Below are 21,075 nucleotides of genomic sequence, written 5' to 3'. Positions count from 1 at the left end.
TTGAAACCAATAATAGTAGACATGAAGGACTTAAGTGATAGTGTTGAAGTTTATGATTCAAAGCCTAATCCTTTTCTTGTATATACGATATATGCAATTCTATTAATCCTTATAATAGCAAATGTATGGGCTTGTTTTTTTAAAATTGATAATGTTGTGAAAAGTAGTGGGATTTTTAAAGGTGAGGATACTATTTATGATATAAGCAGTGCGGTTTCTGGTAAGATTGTAAGCGCAAATGTTAAAAATGGTGATTACGTAAATGAAGGTGATGTAATATGTGAAGTAAGTATTGAGTCTCTTTCAGATACAATAATTAATTATCAAAACAGTTTACAGGATGCGCAGGAACGATTAGAGATTCTTGAGGCATATGAGAATTCTCTGGATTCTAATACAGCTATTGAAACTGAATATTCAGATAATAAGTATTATGAAGAATTTGTTAATAGAAGAGCATTATTACTTGAAAATATTTCAGCGAACAATAAAAGTGCGTCATCACAAAGTGAGATTAGTATGGGAAATATAGAATCTATTTCATCCGCTATAACACAGTATGAAGATAAGATTAATAAGCTTAATACTGCTAAGGCCTGTGTTACTAGTAGAAGTAATAGCTTTGATTCTTCAGAAAGTTATTATTATAGCTTAGTAAATAGTTATATTTCAAAATATGATTATACTAAATTACAATATGATAATACTATTTCAGAATTAAAGACACAGTTAGAAGAAATTGAGAAACAATTAGTAGAAATACAAAATGGAACAGCAAGTGAAAGCCTTATGCAAGAAAAATCGACGATTGAATCTCAGAAGGAAAGTGTAAACAGTAAGATTTTATTATCGCAAAATGAACAGACACAGGCTCTTTCACAGTTAGAACAAGCACAGATTTCTACTATTGAGCAATTGATTGAGAATTATAATGACAGCCTTATGACTTTAAAGTCCAATCTTGAAACAGCTAAGTTGGAAATGAATGGAATAGCTGATGATTCCACTACAAGTACCATATCAATTCTTACAGAAAAAGGGAATATTGCATCTGAAAGATTAGAACTTGATAGTAAAGTTTATGAGTACGAAAAATATTTAAAAAGCTATAACATTCAAAATGATAATTGTACTATAACAGCCCCTAGTTCAGGTTATTATTATGTGAGTCAAGATTTGCACGAAGGCGCATATTTACAAGAAGGAGTTAGTATAGGAAGTATTTATCCTGAAAGTGAATCAGGTTTTTACGCTGAACTTTACATCTCTAATTCAGATATAGGAAAGATAAAAGAAGGTCAAAATGTAAATTTTGAGATATCATCATTTCCATCTAGTGAATATGGCTATTTTACTGGGGAAATAGAAAATATCTCTAAGACAATAACAGTTGATGAAAATACAGGAGCTGCTTATTATATTGTAAAAGTAAAATGCGAGAATATGGTCATATCTAATAAAGATGGTGATGTAGCGAGTCTAAAAAATGGAATGGCTTGTACCGGCAAGGTTATTATAGGTGAAAAAACTGTTATGAAATATTTACTTGAGAAGATTAATTTGTTGGATTAGCTATATAATCCAAAACAACTTTCCCGCTAGCATATACTATATGCTAGCGGGGTTTTATATTTGCTGACAATCTTATATTCTCACATGCAAAATTTCACACCAATTCTTAGTAATAATGCAAATGTTTAACTTTACCAGATAATTTCTATATGCAATAATATTCATAAAAAAATAAGGGGAGAATTTATTTATGAAAATTGCAGTAATTAACCCATCTTTTAATGAAACAACAAAATCGCAGATTGAATCTGAGGCGAAAAAATTAAACTTTAAGATAGATTTTTATAAGAATGAAGGGGAGGCTAGCGGCCACATCTCTGATGCGGATATAGTTTTTGGCTATATTCCAAATATTGTGTCAGAATGCAAGCAAATGTCTTGGCTTGCGCTACCCTTTGCAGGGGTTGAAGTCTTTTTAAAGCCTGGAGTTTTAAGGGATGACGTGATTTTAACTAATTCTTCAGGTGCATATGGTCTTATTATTTCAGAACATATAGTTATGGTGCTTCTTATGCTTTTAAGAAAGGAAGCAGGCTTTGTAAAGGGCCAAATTGAGCATGTTTGGGAGGCTCCAGTTTGGCAAAAAACAATTAAGGATAGCAGGATTGTAATTCTTGGAACAGGGGATATTGGCGGAAATACAGCTAAAAGACTTAAAGCCTTTGAGCCAAGTAAAATTATTGGTATTAATAGATCAGGTAAAATAAATACAAAATTTGCTAGTTACTTTGATGAGATTGAAACTATAGAAAGATTAGATTCTGTCTTAGAAGCAGGGGATATTGTAATTATGTGTATGCCAGCTACTAAGGAGACTAATAATCTAGTAGGACAAAAAGAATTAGAAAAAATCGGACAAGATGGAATAGTTATTAATGTAGGTAGAGGTCAGGCTCTAGATCAAGAACTATTGGTTAATAAGCTTAACAGGGGTGAGCTCTACGGTGCGGCTCTAGATGTATTTTTACAAGAGCCCATTAATAAAGACTCAAAACTTTGGGATACTCCAAATTTATTAATAACACCTCATATTGCAGGAAAATTAACAAACGACTATACTATAGAGGTGTGCGTAAAAATTTTCCTTGAAAACCTTAAGCGTTTTGCTAAGGGTGAGGGGCTTTCGCATGTTGTAGACAGAGTAAAGGAGTATTAAAATGTTTACTAGACCGGATGATACGTATAATAATATAAGAAAAAGATCTCTTGAGCAGTGGCTTTCAGAAATGGAAAATCACGAGGATGTTGCGGTAAGAGGAGGAGTTAAGTTAACTAAGGAGTACCTTGCGCATCTAGAAGAAGAGATTAGTAGACTTAAAGATGAGTGTAAGTTAAAGGATGACTACCTTAAAAAGATGTCAAAAAGATAAAATTAAATGAGGATTTAAAAAATGGGATTTTTATCGTCGTTATGTATATTATTTGCTTTTTATAAGGTTTATAAGAAAGCAAAGGAGAATAATATAGTTAATAAAACGAACACAGCAACATTTAATAGAATTAAGAAAAAGGAATATAAACCACCGGTTATAACTTGTGATTATTGCGGTTCGAAGGTGGATACAGCTGTATATGACAGATGCCCTAACTGTGGTGCTAGTTATGATTTAGATTCAGAGTGGATTAATAGATTTGATGCTTATGAAGAAGAATCAGATTATAATCAATATTACAATAGCAGCAATACAGGTAGCATATATCAAAGAACATTTCAAAATTACGGACCAAATAAAGTTAAACAAAAGAAGACAGGCTTTTTAAAGAAGACCTTTATTATTTTGACAAGCATTTTTATAGCGATTTTTGTGTTGTCAATTATAGTTTATATATTTGATTACGATAGTTCTGATATCGGAACTGATTATAGAGGCAATGAAAAGGTAAATGAGTATTCTTATGAGGATTATCAGCTTGTTGATTATACAGTTGAGGGTGATGGACAGATTTTAAATTATTATTTTGATAATGATGAGAATCAGAATATAACAGTTACTTTAAAGAATATTTATGAAGATCATAGCTCATATAGAGATGGATATAAGTTTGAATTTGAAGTGGTTAATAATAGTGATAGAAATGTAAAGATTGTTTTTTCAGCTCACACTTTTAATAGTTATTCTGATTATGATGGCAGTTATCTTTATTCTAATGACAACTATAAAAAACACAGTACTGTTACAGTTTATGAAGAATTATCTAATGTTGCTCAAAGTGAGATTAAGAATATTTCTTTTGAACGATGTAGTATTTTAACAACAGATAGTTCTACTATTTATGACAGAAGTGATGTTGCTACCATAACAACGACTTCAACTATTGATATAGGATATAATTTAACAAGATATCATGTTATTTATTCAAATGATTATGTTGATATTTACAGTGCTTATGATTATGTCACAGATAGTAATACTTATATTAACTATGATGAGGGTCTGAAATATTATATTGTAAATAAGACAGAAGATCTTTCTTTTGATGTTGAAACTGATGGATATTTGGGTCAGGGTAAGAGTTTGTATACGTATGGTTTATATAATACGGTATCTATTCCTAAAACAACCCTTTTGACCTCAGAAATTTATTCTTATGAAGATTATTTTAGTGATGTAAAGAATAAAGAGTTGTATATTTCTTTTGATTTTAAGTGTAAGGAAAATCCGTTGGAAAGTTTTTCGACAGGGTATATAGATTTAAAGACCGAGTATTGGAGGTCGGAGGGATAAATTTTTTTAGTTTAAGGAGGACATATGAAGGAGTTTGAATTTAGAACAATTAGACTAGATGAGATTGACCAGGCGGTGGAGATTGAACAAATTTGTTTTCCTCCAAATGAGGCTTGTACAAGAGAAGCTATGACTAGAAGAATTAATAAGGCCAAGGATGATTTCTTTGTTGCAATTGATAAGGAGACTGGTCTTATTGCTGGTTTTGTCAATGGCTTGGCAACAAAAGAAATTACTTTTAGAGATGAATTTTTTACACAGGAAGAATTGTATGATGTGAATGGTGATAACATCATGATTCTTGGTTTGGATGTACTTCCTGAGTATAGAATGCAGGGACTTGCTCGTAGTATTATTTCTAAATATGGTGAATTACAATTTGAGAGGGGCAGAAAGTACCTTACTTTGACTTGTCTTGATTCTAGAGTTCCTATGTATAAGAAGTTTGGCTTTGAGGATTTGGGTCAGGCTAATTCCACATGGGGAGGAGAGGCTTGGCATGAGATGAGAAAGAATTTGTAAGGTTTTCTCATTTCTAAGACGATGATTTAACTCAGACTGAGATGTGTTTTAATAGTTGAAATTAATTATTAATGATATAATTAAAATGTTTTAGTGGCTTCGTAAAGGAGGTCATATGAATAAGGCATTCTTTATAGACACTGAAAATGTAGGCGATTCTTGGGTTTACTTGATGGATGAAAATATGAATAGCAAATTTTATGTTTTCTACACAGGCCATTCCCCAAGACTTGAGTATGAGACAGTGAAATATTTGCTGAAATATCCTGATAAAGCTAACTTTATTAGTTGTCATGAAGGTAACAATAGTCTAGATTTTCAGCTGGTGACATACTTAGGCTATCAACTTCATGAGGATTCTAGCCAAGAGATGATTATTGTTTCAAATGATACAGGGTTTGATGCAGTGGTTAGCTTCTGGGAAGAGAAAAACATGAAGGTTAAGAGAATGAATCGTCCGGTGCATTTGGATAACAAAAAAATTTTGGATTTAACAGATAATCTTAATTCTGAATCCGTTTTAAAACCTGTATCGGATAAGGATGAGATCAATACAATAATTAATTGTATTGGAAAAAATAATAAGCAAAACTTGAATACTGTATTTACTTGCTTATATGGTAAAGATAAGGGTAGAGATATTTATAAGTTTAAAAAGTCGTTAGGCTTTTTTGAGCCTGAAGTTTACTGGACTAGACAAGAAAAATTTGAAAAGCTTGTTGGTATTATTTTTAAACATAAATTAGAAATTAAGGATGGTAGTAAATCAGAATTAATAGCCTTTCTAAGGGAAAATCTTAAAGATGATAAACAGCAGTTTTACAAAAATCTTGTTTCTAAGTACGGGAATGAAGGTGCAGATATCTATAATATCCTAAAGCCATTTTATCAAATTTTATATTCTTTATGATGGATTTATAAATTAATTAAAAGCTGCTAAAACACTAAGCTCACATGGTTTTCATGTGAGCTTTTTTATATATAGGTCCAAAATAAAAAAATAAAACATCACGTTGTTTTTATTGCTTTAAAGTGATAAACTTTTATAGTGTAACATCCCTAAGAAATAAAAGATGTAGTAAATGTAATAATAGCTTAGGGTTTTCGTGGCAATTTTATTTGTCACAGAATGGAGGAAGAGATGAATTTTAATGACGTGAATTTCGACACATATTTTAAGAACTATCCTAATGAAAAGGGATATTTTGGACCATATGGCGGTTCTTACATTCCAGATGAACTTCAGGCTGCTATGAATGAGATTACAGAGAGCTATTTTACAATCTGTAAGTCTAGAAAGTTTATTAATGAATTACGTCGTATTCGTAAGGAATTTCAGGGTAGACCTACACCAATTTCTCATCTTGAGAGATTATCAACTAAGCTTGGAAATGTGCAGCTTTACGCTAAGAGAGAGGACTTAAATCATACAGGCGCACATAAGCTTAATCACTGTATGGGTGAGGCTTTACTTGCAAAATATATGGGAAAATCTAAGATTATCGCTGAAACAGGCGCAGGCCAGCATGGTGTTGCTCTTGCCACAGCTGCAGCATATTTTGGTTTAAAATGTGACATTTACATGGGCGCAGTTGATATTAAGAAGCAGGCTCCTAACGTTGCTAGAATGAAAATTCTTGGTGCTAATGTTATTTCTGTTACAGATGGTCTTCAGACTTTAAAAGAGGCTGTAGATGCTGCATTTGCAGCATATGCTAGAGAATATAAGGACGCAATTTATTGTATCGGTTCTTGCGTTGGCCCACATCCATTCCCAATGATGGTTCGTGATTTCCAGAGTATCGTTGGTATTGAAGCTAGAGAGCAGTTTGTTGAAATGACAGGAGAACTTCCAGATGCAGTAGTAGCCTGCGTTGGTGGTGGTTCTAACTCAATGGGTATGTTCTCAGGCTTCTTAAATTATCCTGTAGATATTTATGGTGTTGAGCCTCTTGGTCGTGGTCCAAAGCTTGGAGATCATGCAGCTAGCTTAACTTATGGAACTGAGGGCATTATGCATGGCTTTAATTCTATTATGCTTAAGGATGAAAATGGAGAACCTGCTCCAGTATACTCAATTGCCAGCGGACTTGATTATCCATCTTCAGGTCCAGAGCACGCTTTCCTTCGTGATTTAGGCCGTGTTAAGTATGATGTGGTTGATGATGAAGAGACAATCGATGCATTCTATACTCTTTCTAGACTTGAGGGTATTATTCCAGCCATTGAAAGTTCTCATGCTGTAGCTTATGCAATTAAGCTTGCTAAGAAGATGGGTAAGGGTTCAATTCTTATTAACCTTTCAGGTCGTGGAGATAAGGATATGGATTATATTATTGAGAAGTACGGAATTCGTGATGTAGAGTAGTAAAGTAAAGCCCCTTAAGAATTAGTCTTAAGGGGCTTTTTTCATAATTTTTCCAGTAAACAGGCCTTTCGGGCTTGCTTTATAATTTAATATGTCAGCTTTACTAACACATCTCTTTTATTTATCTTGAAACTTCGTTTCCAGCCTTTGAAAATGCTAACTTATTAACTTCTTCAGCAGTTACTAAGTTAAAGTCACCAGATACTGTGTGCTTTAAGCAGCTTGCTGCATTAGCAAATTCTACTGCCTTTTGTGTATCATAGTCGTTAATGAAACTATAGATAATACCTGCGCAATAAGCATCACCAGCACCGATGTAGTCAAGAATATTCATGAAATATTCCTTGCTATAATAAGCCTTACCATCTTTATAAATCATAGACTGAAGCTTGAAAGTTGTAATAGTTCTTTCTTCTCTCCAAACTGAAGCAACGCACTTAAAGTTAGGGAACATCTTTGTAAGTTCGCCAGCGATGTAAGCGTTCTTTTCTACATTTTCAGCCTTGCTTGGATCCATTGAGAAGATGCCTATAGCATCGTCTTCGTTTGCAATACAAACATCTACATACTTACAAATCTCTGTCATAACTTCACAAGCTTTTTCACTAGACCAAAGCTTGCTTCTGTAATTTAAGTCACAGCTAATTGTAAGACCAAGTTCCTTAGCTTTTTTACAAGCAATAAGTGTAATCTTAGCCATTTCATCAGAAATAGCTGGTGTTATTCCAGAGAAGTGGAACCAAGTAGCACCCTCAAAAATCTTGTCCCAATCAAAATCTTCTTCCTTAGCAAGGGCAAATGCTGAACCAGCTCTGTTGTAAATTACATTAGTTGGTCTCTGTGATGTCTTCTTTTCTAGAAAATAGATACCAATCTGATCGCCACCACGAACAATGCTATTAATACCAACGCCATACTGACGAAGAGAATTTACAGCGCTTTGTCCAATTGGATGACAAGGTAACTTTGTAACGTAGTCAACATCTACGCCAAAATTTGATAATGAAACAGCTGTGTTGGCCTCTCCACCACCATAAACTGCTTCATAAGAGTGAGCCTGTGTAAATCGCTCATTGTTTTCCGGTGAAAGTCTCATCATAAGCTCACCGAATGTGATAATTTTTTCCTTCTGCATTTTATTTTAATCTCCTTAACTGCCTAATAAATTTTTTATTAAACACAGTTACACATTGTAGCACACTAAAGTCAATAATGCTATAATCAAAAATGAGGGTTTTTCGCTTTATAAGTGGATTTCTTCGACAAAAAAATAACAAAATAATAACAAAATAAGTTATAATTAGGAGAGAGAATGATTAGAGAAGTTTCATTAGATGAGATATCTGATGGTAAGTTATATACAGATAATGATTTAGTTAAGGCAGAGACTAGTGGTTGCAGTGGTTGCGCTGCAATGTGTTGTAAGGATATGGATAATAATATCGTTCTTGATCCTCGTGACATTTTCGAAATAATAAGGGCTAGTAAGGAGGCAGAAGAACAGGAGGCGGGTGAAAGCCTTAAATTTAGCGACTTTGACTCCCTTTTAGCTAGTGAATATATTCAACTTAATCTCGTTGATGGGATTATTTTACCCAATATTAATATGAAAAATGAATCTAGAGCCTGTAGTTTTTTAAATGATAGTGACAGATGCACTATTCACAGTTACAGACCAGGTATTTGCAGAATGTTTCCCCTTGGACGTTATTGGGAAAGTTCTGATAAGTTTTATTACATTTTACAAAAGAATCAGTGCTATAAGGATGGCTTAGCTAAGGTTAAGGTTAAGAATTGGCTTGGAATTGAGGATTTAGAGGAGTATTCAAGCTTTTCTTCAAATTGGCATAAGTATTTATGTGATGTTAGAGCTGAAATGGCCGATTTATCAGAGGAGAATAGACAGATTTTTAATCTCTATAATCTTAAGAGCTTTTATAAGACTGCTTATAGAGCCAAGAATTTAACAGGTTTTTATAGGGAATTTTCTATGCGTTTGAAAAAAGTTAGAAAAGAATTAAACCTTGATTAAATAAATATAAAGTTATATCAAAAAGGAATTTTTTGTAATAAAATCTATTAATGCAAAACAATTAAAAGGGAGAGATGTATGAAGACAGATTTGTTTACAATCGGCAATTTTACTGTGCATGGTTACGGTTTTATGATTGCCTTGGGCTTTATTTTTGCGATGTTTCTAGCAGAATTTAGGGCTAAGTTATACAAGTTAAAAGATGAAGCAATAATAGATATTGCAATTATTGCGGGTATTTCCGGCTTTGCCGGCGCTAAGTTCCTCTATATCATAGTGGAATTTGATGCATTTTTAAAAGATCCAATGGCTGTTCTTGGCTCTGCAGGATTTGTGGTTTATGGAGGAATCATATTTGGTGTCTTATTTAACTTCTTATATTGCAAGATTAAGAAGCTTAATTTCATGGAGTATTTTGATTTAGTAATGCCAGAAATCGCCTTAGCACAGGGCTTTGGTAGAATTGGATGCTATCTTGCTGGTTGCTGTTATGGAGCTATTACAACTAGCAGATTTGGCGTGGTATTCCCGGAGAGCAGCTTATTTGCTCCATCAGGTGTACGCCTTATCCCAACTCAGTTAATGAGTTCTGTTGGGGACTTTTTAAACATGGCACTATTAATCTTTATCTTTCGTAAGTGGGGCTATACAGCTTGGAATAATATCCACGGTGGAGACTCATCAAGAAAGCACTTGCTTCCTGGTGATGTGGGATTTCTTTATTTCTTAACTTACGGCGTAGGTAGATTTATAATAGAAATTTTTAGAGGTGATGTCAGAGGTAGTGTGGGACCTTTATCAACATCACAGTTTATCTCTATAATTATGGTAGTTATTGGTATTGTGTTACTTATATTAAATCATAAGCTATTTAGGAGATTCTATGAAAAAGAGGGGCAGAAGATTTCTTAAAAAATTAAGTAAGCTTCAATTGAAACATTTGCTAATTGTTGCAGTTCCTGTACTTATTGTTTTGGCAGTTATCCTTTCATCTGCCATTAAAAGCAATAAAGTAAAAAACTCTGTAAAGGTCACTTTATCCGACATGCCAAGCGTTGCAGCGGATGAAGAAAGCATAAGAGAAACTGAAGGGGTGCAAGAAGAAAGCACAGAATTAGATACGGCTGAGAGTACTCAGATGGAGGTCATAATTCAAACTACTGATAGCGCGGCTCTAGAATCTGGCAGTGCTGTTAGTGATAAAGAGGGGGCAATTGCCTATGCTCTAGTCTATTGTTGGATTAGAAGCGGCAATAATGACAGAGCTAGTAAGGTTGGAGAGCTTTACTATGGAGATGAAGTTGTTGTAGTTGAAATCGGGGAGAATTACACCAAAGTAGCCACAGATACAGATGAGGGCTATGTTAAGAATTCTTACATTTCTGCAACGAAGCCTATTTGGGTGGGTAATTTATACAATTACCACAAGATAAATATGAGCGTCCTTGCAACTGCAGCATCAAGGTACGAATTAGATGATTTTACATGTTTTTCCCAGTTGCCAGATATGCCATCAGGCTGTGAGATAACTTCACTTGCCATGGTGCTTAACTATCTAGGGGTGGATTGCGATAAGGAGATTCTTGCAAACTATCTAGATATTGGCGAGAAAGGGGATAACTATTTTACAAAATATATAGGGAATGTTTTTACAGACTCTAGTTACGGTTGTTACGCAGAGGCTTTGTGTAATTGCGCTCAAAATTACCTAAAGGCTAGAGGCGTGAATAGTTTAGTAATTGGTAACATTTCCGGAACAGATGTTGACTCTTTACTTGGCCTTGTTGCCGCAGGTCATCCAGTAATTGTCTGGGCTACCGAAGACATGAAGTCAGTGGGAGATAACAATATTTTATGGACATATGAGGGACAGCCCATGGGCTATTTAAGAGGAGAACATTGCTTAGTATTAATTGGTTTTGACAAGGAAAATGACAAGGTCATTATGGCAGATCCAATGAAGGGGTGTGCAACGGAATATTCCCTTACAGCATTTAGATTAAGATACAAAGCACAGTTTTCTCAAGCAGTATTAATTTATTAAGGAGGACCAATGAAGAGAATTCTAAAGGCAATTGCGCCTTATTGGAAGACAGTAATCCTTATTGTAGCACTACTTGGTCTACAGGCTTACTGTGATTTAGGCTTGCCTCAGTACACATCAAACATTATTGATGTGGGAATTATCAATGGTGGAGTAGACCATGTACTTCCTGAGGAGATAACATCAAGCGATTACGAATTTGCCAAATTTTTCATGAATGAAGAAGAATTAAAGATTTGGGAAAATAGTTACGATTTCGATGAGGAATCATCAAATTATGTTTTAAATGTTAAGAGTGAAGAAAAACTCTCAGAATATGACGAGGACATGGCATTTGTAATAATGATAGTAAATGCCGTTAGTCAGGAGATGGAGTCTAGTGCTAATGCAGCCGATACAACAGCGGTTGATGCAAATCAAGGCTCTGATGCAAGCGCTTATGCTGCAACTGGTGTAACTGACTACTCAGCTATGGTTAGTCAGATTAGAGAGGAATTCCAAGAAACATATGACACAATGGGCGAGAGCCTAATTAAGACTACTGCAATTACTTATGCTAAGGCTGAGATGGAAAAGGCAGGAATGGATATGGATGCATATCAGACACATTACCTTATAATTGCAGGTCTTAAGATGCTTTTAATGGCACTTGTTATTGCAGTTGCAACAATCTTAGTTGGCTACTTTGCATCTAGAGTTGCTGCTGGTATTGGTAGAGATTTAAGAGGACAATTATATACAACGGTTATGAGTTTCTCTAATGCAGAAATGGATCAGTTCTCAACAGCTTCTCTTATTACAAGAACAACTAACGATGTTCAGCAAATCCAGTTCGTGGCAGTACTTATGCTTCGAATGATTTTATATGCTCCGATCTTAGGTATTGGTGGTGTTATAAGAGTTGTTAATACAAAGGCCGGAATGGGTTGGGTTATTGCTCTTGCGGTTGTTGTAATTCTAGGCTTTGTAGGACTTTTAATGGCTATTGCATTACCAAAGTTTAAGGCAATGCAGAAGTTAGTGGATAGAGTTAACCTCGTATCGAGAGAAATTTTAACAGGTATTCCAGTTATTAGAGCTTTTGGTAGAGAAAAGCACGAAGAGGAAAGATTCGATGTTGCCAATGTAGACCTTACAAAGACAACACTTTTCACTAATAGAACAATGACTTTCATGTTGCCAGTAATGACAGTTTTAATGAACGGTCTTTCAGTACTTATTGTTTGGGTTTCAGCTAAGAGAATCGACATGGGTGTTATGCAGGTTGGTACAATGACAGCCTTCTTAACATATGCAATTCAGATTGTAATGTCTTTCCTTATGCTTACAGGCCTTTCAATTATGTTACCTCGTTCGATTGTAGCAGCTGAAAGAATTGATGAAGTTTTAGTAACTAAGTCAAGCATCAAGGATGCTAAGGAAACTAAGGAAGTAAGTGATGTTAAGGGTGTTATTGAGTTTGATCATGTAGACTTTATGTATCCTAATGCCAAGGCAAATGTGCTTACAGACATTACATTTACAGCAAAACCAGGAGAAACTACAGCTATCATTGGTAGTACAGGTTGTGGTAAATCTACTTTGGTTAACCTTATTCCTAGACTCTACGATGTTACAAAGGGAAAGATTAGCCTTGATGGCGTAGATATTAGAGATATAGAGCTCCATGATTTAAGAGATGCCTTAGGCGTTGTGCCACAAAAGGGCGTTCTTTTCTCAGGAGATATTGAGTCAAATATTAAGTTTGGTAGAGATGAGGCAAGTCGTGAGGATGTTGTAAAGGCAGCCGAAATTGCACAGGCTACTGAATTTATTGATAAGAAGTCAGATACTTATAGCAGCCCTATAGCTCAGGGTGGTAGTAACGTTTCAGGTGGTCAGAAGCAGAGATTATCTATTGCGAGAGCTATTGCAAAGCAGCCTAAGGTATACATTTTTGATGATAGCTTCTCAGCCCTTGACTTAAAGACAGATGCTAAGCTTAGAGCTGAACTTGCTAAAAATGTATCTGATGCAACAGTAATTATCGTTGCCCAGAGAATTAGCACTATCCTTCATGCAGACCAGATCTTAGTTATGGAAGATGGTGTGATTGTGGGCAAGGGTACACATAAGGAATTATTGGAAAATTGTGAGACTTACAGACAGATTGCAAGTTCACAGTTGTCAAAGGAAGAACTCTACGGAGGTGATAATAATGGCAGATAATACAAACAATCGACCAAGAAGAGGCCCAGGTAGAGGAATGATGCCAGTAGAAAAAGCCAAGGATTTTAAAGGCTCTATTGGAAAATTACTTGCCTACATTGGCCGTTATAAAATAGCCATTATTATTGTAATGATAATGGCAGCCATATCTACTGTATTTTCAGTAGTAGGTCCAAAAGTTTTAGGTAGGGCAACTACAACACTTTCAGAAGGTTTATTAAGTAAAATTGCTGGAACAGGCGGAATTGATTTTACAAAGATTGGAAAAATCTTAATATTTGTTTTATTACTATATGCATTTAGTGCTTTATTCAGTTTAATTCAGGGCTGGATTATGACAGGCATTACTCAGAAGGTAAGTTATCAGCTTCGTAAGGAAATCTCATTAAAGATTAATAGATTACCTATGAAGTACTTTGAAACAAGAACTTACGGTGAGATTTTATCAAGAATAACTAATGATGTTGATACCTTAAGTCAGGGCTTGAATCAGAGTATCACACAGATTATTACATCAGTTGCCACAATGATTGGTGTACTTGTTATGATGCTTAGCATTTCCCCATTAATGACTCTTATTGCATTAGTTATTTTACCAGTATCTATGGGACTTATTTCTTTTGTAATTAAGAGATCTCAGAAATACTTCAAGGTTCAGCAGGAATACTTAGGCCACATCAATGGTACAATCGAGGAAACTTATGGTGGTCATTTAGTTGTTAAGGCATTTAATAAGGAGAAGGATTTCGTAGATGATTTTAATAAGACTAATGATGTCTTATACAGTTCAGCTTGGAAGTCACAGTTCTTCTCAGGTATGATGATGCCTATCATGCAGTTTGTTGGTAACTTAGGTTATGTAGGCGTTGCCTTAACAGGTGGTTTACTTGCAATTAAAGGCACAATAACAATTGGTGATATTCAGGCCTTTATTCAGTACGTAAAGAACTTCACACAGCCTATCCAGCAAATGGCACAGGTAATAAATCAGGTTCAGTCCATGGCTGCAGCTTCTGAAAGAGTATTCGAATTCCTCGATGAGGAAGAGGAAGATCAGGAAGTTGAAAATCCAGTATCTACTGAAGGTATCGAAGGCCATGTTGAATTTGAACATATTAAATTTGGATATAATAAAGAGCAGACAATTATTAAAGACTTTAGTGCTAGTGTAAAGCCAGGTCAGAAGGTAGCTATTGTAGGCCCAACTGGTGCTGGTAAGACAACTATGGTTAAGCTTCTTATGAGATTCTACGATGTAGATGAGGGCGCAATTTTAGTTGATGGCCACAACATTAAGGACTTTAACAGACGTGATTTAAGAGATGCCTTTGGCATGGTATTACAGGATACATGGGCTTATAAGGCTAGTATTATGGAAAATATTAGATACGGCCGCCTAGAAGCTACAGACGAAGAAGTAATCGCAGCCGCTAAGGCCGCCCATGCTCATCACTTTATTGAAACATTGCCAGGAGGCTACGACTTTGAGCTTAATGAAGATGCAAGTAATGTATCTCAGGGCCAGAAGCAGCTTCTTACAATTGCAAGAGCAATTCTTGCCGACAACCCAATTCTTATTCTAGATGAAGCAACTTCTTCAGTAGATACAAGAACTGAGATAAGAATTCAGAAGGCTATGGATAACTTAATGCGTGGAAGAACAAGCTTTGTAATCGCTCATAGATTATCTACAATCAAAGATGCAGATATTATTCTAGTTATGAAGGATGGCGATATTGTTGAACAAGGTAGCCATGACGAGTTAATTGCAAAGAAAGGCTTCTATGCAGACCTTTATAACTCTCAGTTCGAGAGTAACGGAGCAGCATCTTAAAGCTTTATTAGCTGGCGGAAGCATAAAAAGACTTGTGAAAATGTATCATCACATTTTCACAAGTCTTTATTTTTACCCACATATTAAGTTTAAAAGAAAATTTCTAATTTATACCCAATCCTCTGCAATAGAGCAATTCATAATCTCTCTAACATTAAGACCATTACTAGCTGCAAGCCAAAGCTTACAATACTGAGAAATAATTGAAGATTCTCTTAAAGGTATGATGCCAAGTTTCCTATATTCCTCAACAGTTTCATAGGCTTTTTCGCTATTAGATAAACCAGTAATATAAACTGGGATATTAAGCTCCTTAGCCCTGTTAGTTAATTCCTCTAATTCCTTTGTGACATGGATTGTGCCTGAATGGAAACTTTCAATTAAGATAGCTTCAAGACAGTTACTAAATTTCTCATGTCCCTCTTCTTCGTTAATAATATTATCCTGGGCTAAATTTTCAATATAATCATCTAAATCAGGATAAGTCATTCCCACATATGGACGAATACGCATTACCTCGCTAGACTGATTAGTTAAGATAATATCCTTAGCCTCAAGTCCAAGCTTTGTAAAACTTTCTAGATTCTTGTCATCGCTTTTATACTGATCATTTAATTCAAATGTATCGTTTAAATAAATTGCATAATGACTCTTCTTAACACTTTCCACATCTGCAGATAATGTTACAGGTGGCTCTAGTCTTGTAGCTCTGTGGATTGTAGGGATTCCACCCTTGTTACAGTAACTTACAAATACGCCCTTGCCAAGCTTTGCCTTCATAAATTCCACCGCAACATGGTAATTAATAAGGCCATTTGCGCGCTTATCCTCAAGAACGAAATCAGAAGAAACAAGAATAATAGGAATTCTTGCATCATTGAAAATGTATCCTAAAACAGCAGCACTGTACTGAAGTGTATCTGTTCCGTGAGTTACGATAATACCGTCAAGCTCTTCATTTTCAAGAACCTTACTAACTTCCTTAATAAGTAAATTCAAATGGTCGCCATCAAGATTCTCGCTTAATAAAGTGTAAGGATTAGAGCTTGTAAAGTTGATAGTCGTAGCATTTGCATAATTCTTCTTATAAAAATTGATTAGTTTATAGGGACTTCCCTTATCTGTGGAAATAAGGTCGTTATCCCCAAGGAAACTACCAATAGTTCCTCCAGTAAATATTGTATGTAAATTCATAGAAAAACCTCCTAAGTAAATGTTCTCTCTTATTGTAACTGTTTCAAAGACAAAGTTTCAAGAGGCAGCCTATATAATTTATAACTAATGATTATGAAAATGTGATAGAATTAATTTAGGTTAAAATTATGCTAAAGGCATTATTTAAGGGAGATATCATGAGTTATTATAGTTTAACGCAGTGGATTATATTTTTTGGATTGTATTGTTTTATTGGCTGGATTTGGGAGTCTTGCTATGTATCAGTAAGAAAAAGAGAATTAGTCAATAGAGGTTTTTTACATGGACCCTTTTTACCAATTTATGGGTCTGGAGCAGTAACAATTTTAATAAGCACAATAAAGTTTAGAGATAATCTAGTGGCGGTTTTCTTTTTTGGAATGATAGCAGCAACAATTCTAGAATACATTACTGGGGCTGCAATGGAGAGAATCTTTGGAGTTAAATACTGGGATTATTCAAAGAGATTTTTAAATGTAAATGGACACATTTGCTTAATCGCAAGTCTATGTTGGGGATTTTTTTCTTGCCTTATGATTAAGGTGATTCATACACCTATTGAGGGGCTAGTTTTAGGACTTCCAGTATATGTAACAGAGATTCTGGCTTTTATCTTTACAGCATATTTTAGTGTGGATGTGACAGTTTCTGCTAATGAAGCTCTTGATCTTAAAGCAATGCTCAATAAGATTTCTTCTGAACATGAACATATTAAGTTTATTACAGATAAGTTAGAAATAGCGTATGCATTTGCAGAAGACGAGTTTGCTGAGAACAGAAAGAAATATAGAAGAAAGAGAAGAGAACTGTCTTTTATAGCTTCAAGAAAGAAACTACATTTTGCTAAGTATCTAGAGAATAAGAAGAATGATCTTACTGATAGCTTAGAAGCCTTTAAGGAAACTAAGCTTAACGGTCTTTCAAGAACCTCTGATACAGCTAAAGAACTTTTAAAGAAGAAGCTAATTGATGAGACAATTTTAAAGGCAGCATTAGAGGTAATTTCTAAGGAAGAGGATAAAGTCAAAGCTACAGATAGACGTCAAATTAGAAACTTAACAAGAATTCTTAAGAGAAACCCAATGGCAACTTTTAAGGATAGTGAGGCAATGAATGAAATTAAGCAATTAATGAAAAAGTAAAATAAAAGGAAACTAAATTTTCTAAAAAAAAAGGAAAAAGCCTTGCAATTAAAATTGTGATATGTTATAAAATAATTGTACACAATTTAATTGAGCCAATTAACCATAAAATGTGATTATATTTTGGAGGTATAAAATATGCAAATTATTCATGGAACAGAGAGCAATTTTGAAGCAGAAGTTTTAAATTCAGATAAGCCTGTATTAGTAGATTTTTGGGCAACATGGTGTGGACCTTGTAAGATGCTTGCACCAGTACTTGAAAAGGTAGCTGCTAGCCAGGACGATGTAAAGATCGTAAAGATTGATGTAGATGAGAACCCAGCAATTGCTGAGAAGTTCAATGTTATGTCAATTCCAACACTTATTCTTTTTAAGGATGGTAAGGAAGCTAACAAGCAGGTTGGTTTTGTTAATGAACCAGCACTTAAGGCTTTTATGGGTCTTTAATCAATTAAGATACGCAATATTACAATAACCTTTTATTTTTAATTTCATTGGGAGGTGGAGTTTTGCTAGATTATGAATTGGTCTGACAAACTCCGCCTTTTCTTTATAAAAAATGCAGTTTCAAATATATTGGATTGTACTAAATTCAATACTTGATATAGTTGTCTTGCAAATAAAAATAATAGGTGTTAATATATATTTGCGGTTAAGATTGTTACAGATTTGTCAAAGTTAAAGTTAATTTAATTATCTAACTGATGCGATGGCAAATTTTATTTTAAGCGTGATTGTATACAATATACAATCAAAAACACACATATTAATTTTTTATAGCTTTTTAAGGAGGAGTTCAACGATGTTACAGTTTGAACAGTGGAACGGTTTCGAAGGTAGACTTTGGAAAGAAGAAGTTAACGTTAGAGACTTCATTCAGAAGAACTACACACCTTATGATGGTGATGAGAGTTTCTTAGCAGGCCCTACAGAAGCAACAGATAAGCTTTGGGGTAGATTACAGGAATTACAGGCTCAGGAAAGAGCTAACGGCGGTGTATTAGACATGGAAACAAAGGTTGTTTCAGGTCTTACAGCATACGGCCCAGGATATATTGATGAATCTATGAAGGACCTTGAAACAGTAGTAGGTCTTCAGACAGATGCACCACTTAAGAGAGCATTCATGCCTTACGGTGGTATTGCAATGGCTGAGAAGTCATTAACAGAGAATGGTTATACACCAGATCCTGATATGCATAAGGTTTTTACAGAATATCATAAGACACATAACCAGGGTGTTTTCGATGCTTACACACCAGAAATGAAGGCTGCTAGACATAGCCATGTTATTACAGGTCTTCCAGATACATATGGTCGTGGACGTATCGTAGGTGATTATAGAAGAGTTGCTCTTTACGGTATTGATTACCTTATTGAAGAGAAGACTCATGACTTCAACAACTGTGGTGATGGTACAATGTACGATGAAATCATCAGACAGAGAGAAGAATTAAAGGATCAGATTAACGCACTTAAGGGTATGAAGGCTATGGCAGCAAGCTATGGTTTCGATATCTCTAAGCCAGCTAAGGATGCTAGAGAAGCAGTTCAGTGGTTATACTTCGGTTATTTAGCTGCAGTTAAGACACAGAACGGTGCTGCTATGTCAGTTGGTCGTGTTGCTACATTCCTTGATATCTATATTTCAAGAGACTTAGCTGCTGGTACATTAACAGAAAGCGAAGCTCAGGAATTAATCGATCATTTAGTAATGAAGTTTAGAATGGTTAAGTTTGCTAGACCAAACGCTTACCAGCAGTTATTCTCAGGTGATCCTACATGGGTAACTTGTGATCTTGCAGGTATGGGTGTTGATGGACGTTCAATGGTTACTAAGACAGATTTCAGATTCTTACATACACTTGAGAACATGGGTCCTTCACCAGAACCAAACTTAACAGTACTTTATTCTTCAAAGTTACCAGAAAGCTTCAAGAAGTATGCTGCTAAGATTTCTGTAGATACATCTTCAATCCAGTATGAGAACGATGACGTTATGAAGGTTTACTGGGGCGATGATTATGCTATCTGCTGTTGTGTATCTGCTACACAGACAGGTAAGGAAATGCAGTTCTTCGGTGCTAGAGCTAACCTTGCTAAGTGCTTACTTTACGCTATCAATGGTGGTGTAGATGCTAAGTCTAGAGAACAGGTTGGTCCTGCATTCCCACGTGTTACATCAGAATACTTAGAGTATGATGATGTTGTAGCTAAGTTTGATAAGATGATGGACTGGTTAGCTGGTCTTTATGTTAATACACTTAACTTAATCCAGTATATGCATGATAAGTACTACTATGAAGCAGCTGAAATGGCTCTTATCGATACAGATGTTGAAAGAACATTTGCTACAGGTATCGCTGGTTTCTCTCATGTAGTAGATTCACTTTCTGCTATTAAGTATGCTAAGGTTAAGGTTATCAGAGATGAAACAGGATTCAACGTTGATTACGAAACAGAAGGCGACTTCCCTAAGTATGGTAACGATGATGATAGAGCTGATGACATCGCTGTATGGTTACTTAAGACATTCATGGATAAGATTAAGAAGAGACATACATATAGAAATTCTAAGCCAACTACATCTATCCTTACAATTACATCTAATGTAGTTTACGGTAAGTACACAGGTAACATGCCTGATGGACGTAGAGCTGGTTCTCCACTTGCTCCAGGTGCTAACCCATCTTACGGTGCAGAGCAGAACGGTTTAGTTGCTTCTCTTAACTCATTAACTAAGTTACCTTACGGTTGGGCTCTTGATGGTATTTCTAATACACAGACTATGAACCCAGACGCTCTTGGTCATAATGAAGAAGAAAGAGTTAACAACCTTGTTAATGTAATGGATGGTTATTTCGATCAGGGTGCTCATCACCTTAACGTTAACGTATTCGGTAAGGATAAGTTAATCGACGCTATGGAACACCCAGAAAAGCCTGAGTATGCTAACTTCACAATCCGTGTATCTGGTTACGCTGTTAAGTTCATCGACTTAACTAGAGAACAGCAGATGGATGTTATTAGCAGAACATTCCATGAAAGAATGTAATTTTTAAAAAGCATAAAATTTAAATATATATAGTTCGGACGCCAAGGGGCTTGTAGTTTACTACAAGCCCCTTGTTTTAATGCTAAAAAATGGAAAACTCATTATTTGTAAAACAATAGTACTAATAAATCCGTACGATTGTACAGATTGTATTTAAAAAACTAATATAATAATATTTAAATAGAAGGGAGGTGATATATGTGAGGGGTTTTAAGAAAAAACTATTTGCAGGAGCTCTATCATTAGTTATGGCATTTTCATTATCAGTGTCTGTATTTGCAGCAAGAGAAACAACAGTTGGATATGCAGGTTCAACACGAGTGACTTGTGAGCTTGGAACAAGTGGTTCTAGTGTGTATGCTTCTGTTTCGGCAT

General features: G+C 35.1%; 17 protein-coding genes. 15 read left to right on the top strand and 2 right to left on the bottom strand.

What is annotated here, in order from left to right; translation table 11 throughout:
* The 7 genes from G600_RS0106590 (at position 1) to trpB (ending at position 7,188) form a co-directional block, all read left to right on the top strand.
* Positions 1 to 1,572, top strand: a complete 1,572-nt coding sequence (locus G600_RS0106590; protein ID WP_155885949.1) for an HlyD family efflux transporter periplasmic adaptor subunit — start codon at positions 1 to 3, stop codon at positions 1,570 to 1,572.
* Positions 1,573 to 1,762: 190 nt separating this feature from the next.
* Complete coding sequence (locus tag G600_RS0106585; protein ID WP_027431233.1) at positions 1,763 to 2,728, top strand: D-2-hydroxyacid dehydrogenase; 966 nt, start codon at positions 1,763 to 1,765, stop codon at positions 2,726 to 2,728.
* Between the two features lies 1 nt (position 2,729).
* Positions 2,730 to 2,942, top strand: a complete 213-nt coding sequence (locus tag G600_RS0106580) for a hypothetical protein (RefSeq protein WP_027431232.1) — start codon at positions 2,730 to 2,732, stop codon at positions 2,940 to 2,942.
* A gap of 21 nt (positions 2,943 to 2,963) precedes the next feature.
* On the top strand, positions 2,964 to 4,298 hold the full coding sequence (locus G600_RS0106575; protein ID WP_027431231.1) for a zinc ribbon domain-containing protein: 1,335 nt from the start codon (positions 2,964 to 2,966) through the stop codon (positions 4,296 to 4,298).
* A gap of 24 nt (positions 4,299 to 4,322) precedes the next feature.
* On the top strand, positions 4,323 to 4,820 hold the full coding sequence (locus tag G600_RS0106570) for a GNAT family N-acetyltransferase (RefSeq protein ID WP_027431230.1): 498 nt from the start codon (positions 4,323 to 4,325) through the stop codon (positions 4,818 to 4,820).
* Positions 4,821 to 4,935: 115 nt separating this feature from the next.
* Entirely contained in the window at positions 4,936 to 5,730 is a 795-nt protein-coding gene (locus tag G600_RS0106565; RefSeq protein WP_027431229.1) for a PIN domain-containing protein, read from the top strand.
* A 231-nt stretch (positions 5,731 to 5,961) separates the two neighbouring features.
* The gene (gene trpB, locus G600_RS0106560) at positions 5,962 to 7,188 is read left to right on the top strand and encodes a tryptophan synthase subunit beta (RefSeq protein WP_330361988.1); all 1,227 of its coding nucleotides are present in this window, start codon (positions 5,962 to 5,964) and stop codon (positions 7,186 to 7,188) included.
* Positions 7,189 to 7,309: 121 nt separating this feature from the next.
* Here the strand turns inward: trpB and G600_RS0106555 are convergent, their stop codons facing one another.
* Entirely contained in the window at positions 7,310 to 8,323 is a 1,014-nt protein-coding gene (locus G600_RS0106555) for a sugar kinase (protein WP_027431227.1), read from the bottom strand.
* 177 nt (positions 8,324 to 8,500) lie between these two features.
* Between G600_RS0106555 and G600_RS0106550 the strand changes: the two genes are divergently transcribed.
* The 5 genes from G600_RS0106550 (at position 8,501) to G600_RS0106530 (ending at position 15,306) form a co-directional block, all read left to right on the top strand.
* A complete protein-coding gene (locus G600_RS0106550) occupies positions 8,501 to 9,220 on the top strand; it encodes a YkgJ family cysteine cluster protein (RefSeq protein ID WP_027431226.1) in 720 nt (239 codons plus the stop codon).
* A 78-nt stretch (positions 9,221 to 9,298) separates the two neighbouring features.
* Positions 9,299 to 10,132, top strand: coding sequence for a prolipoprotein diacylglyceryl transferase (locus tag G600_RS0106545; protein ID WP_027431225.1), 834 nt, complete (start codon positions 9,299 to 9,301; stop codon positions 10,130 to 10,132).
* Positions 10,104 to 11,264, top strand: a complete 1,161-nt coding sequence (locus G600_RS13980; protein WP_034245843.1) for a C39 family peptidase — start codon at positions 10,104 to 10,106, stop codon at positions 11,262 to 11,264. The genes G600_RS0106545 and G600_RS13980 overlap by 29 nt, the downstream gene beginning before the upstream one ends.
* Positions 11,265 to 11,273: 9 nt before the next feature.
* A complete protein-coding gene (locus G600_RS0106535; RefSeq protein ID WP_027431224.1) occupies positions 11,274 to 13,472 on the top strand; it encodes an ABC transporter ATP-binding protein in 2,199 nt (732 codons plus the stop codon).
* A complete protein-coding gene (locus G600_RS0106530; protein ID WP_027431223.1) occupies positions 13,462 to 15,306 on the top strand; it encodes an ABC transporter ATP-binding protein in 1,845 nt (614 codons plus the stop codon). The genes G600_RS0106535 and G600_RS0106530 overlap by 11 nt, the downstream gene beginning before the upstream one ends.
* A 108-nt stretch (positions 15,307 to 15,414) precedes the next feature.
* On the opposite strand, the gene G600_RS15020 is transcribed toward G600_RS0106530, so the two are convergent.
* Entirely contained in the window at positions 15,415 to 16,500 is a 1,086-nt protein-coding gene (locus G600_RS15020; protein ID WP_051195401.1) for an asparaginase domain-containing protein, read from the bottom strand.
* A gap of 158 nt (positions 16,501 to 16,658) precedes the next feature.
* Here G600_RS15020 and G600_RS0106520 point away from each other — a divergent pair, with 158 nt between their 5' ends.
* The 3 genes from G600_RS0106520 (at position 16,659) to pflB (ending at position 20,700) form a co-directional block, all read left to right on the top strand.
* On the top strand, positions 16,659 to 17,642 hold the full coding sequence (locus G600_RS0106520; protein WP_027431222.1) for a putative ABC transporter permease: 984 nt from the start codon (positions 16,659 to 16,661) through the stop codon (positions 17,640 to 17,642).
* Positions 17,643 to 17,780: 138 nt separating this feature from the next.
* Positions 17,781 to 18,092 (top strand): thioredoxin, encoded by a 312-nt coding sequence (gene trxA, locus G600_RS0106515; protein ID WP_027431221.1) that lies wholly within the window; start codon positions 17,781 to 17,783, stop codon positions 18,090 to 18,092.
* Between the two features lie 355 nt (positions 18,093 to 18,447).
* Entirely contained in the window at positions 18,448 to 20,700 is a 2,253-nt protein-coding gene (gene pflB / locus G600_RS0106510; RefSeq protein WP_027431220.1) for a formate C-acetyltransferase, read from the top strand.
* Positions 20,701 to 21,075 lie beyond the last annotated feature (375 nt).

The organism is Lachnospira multipara ATCC 19207 (assembly GCF_000424105.1).
Lineage (GTDB): Bacteria > Bacillota > Clostridia > Lachnospirales > Lachnospiraceae > Lachnospira > Lachnospira multipara.
Note: the sequence above shows the minus strand (reverse complement) of the source record. Positions and strands in the feature narration are given on the sequence as shown.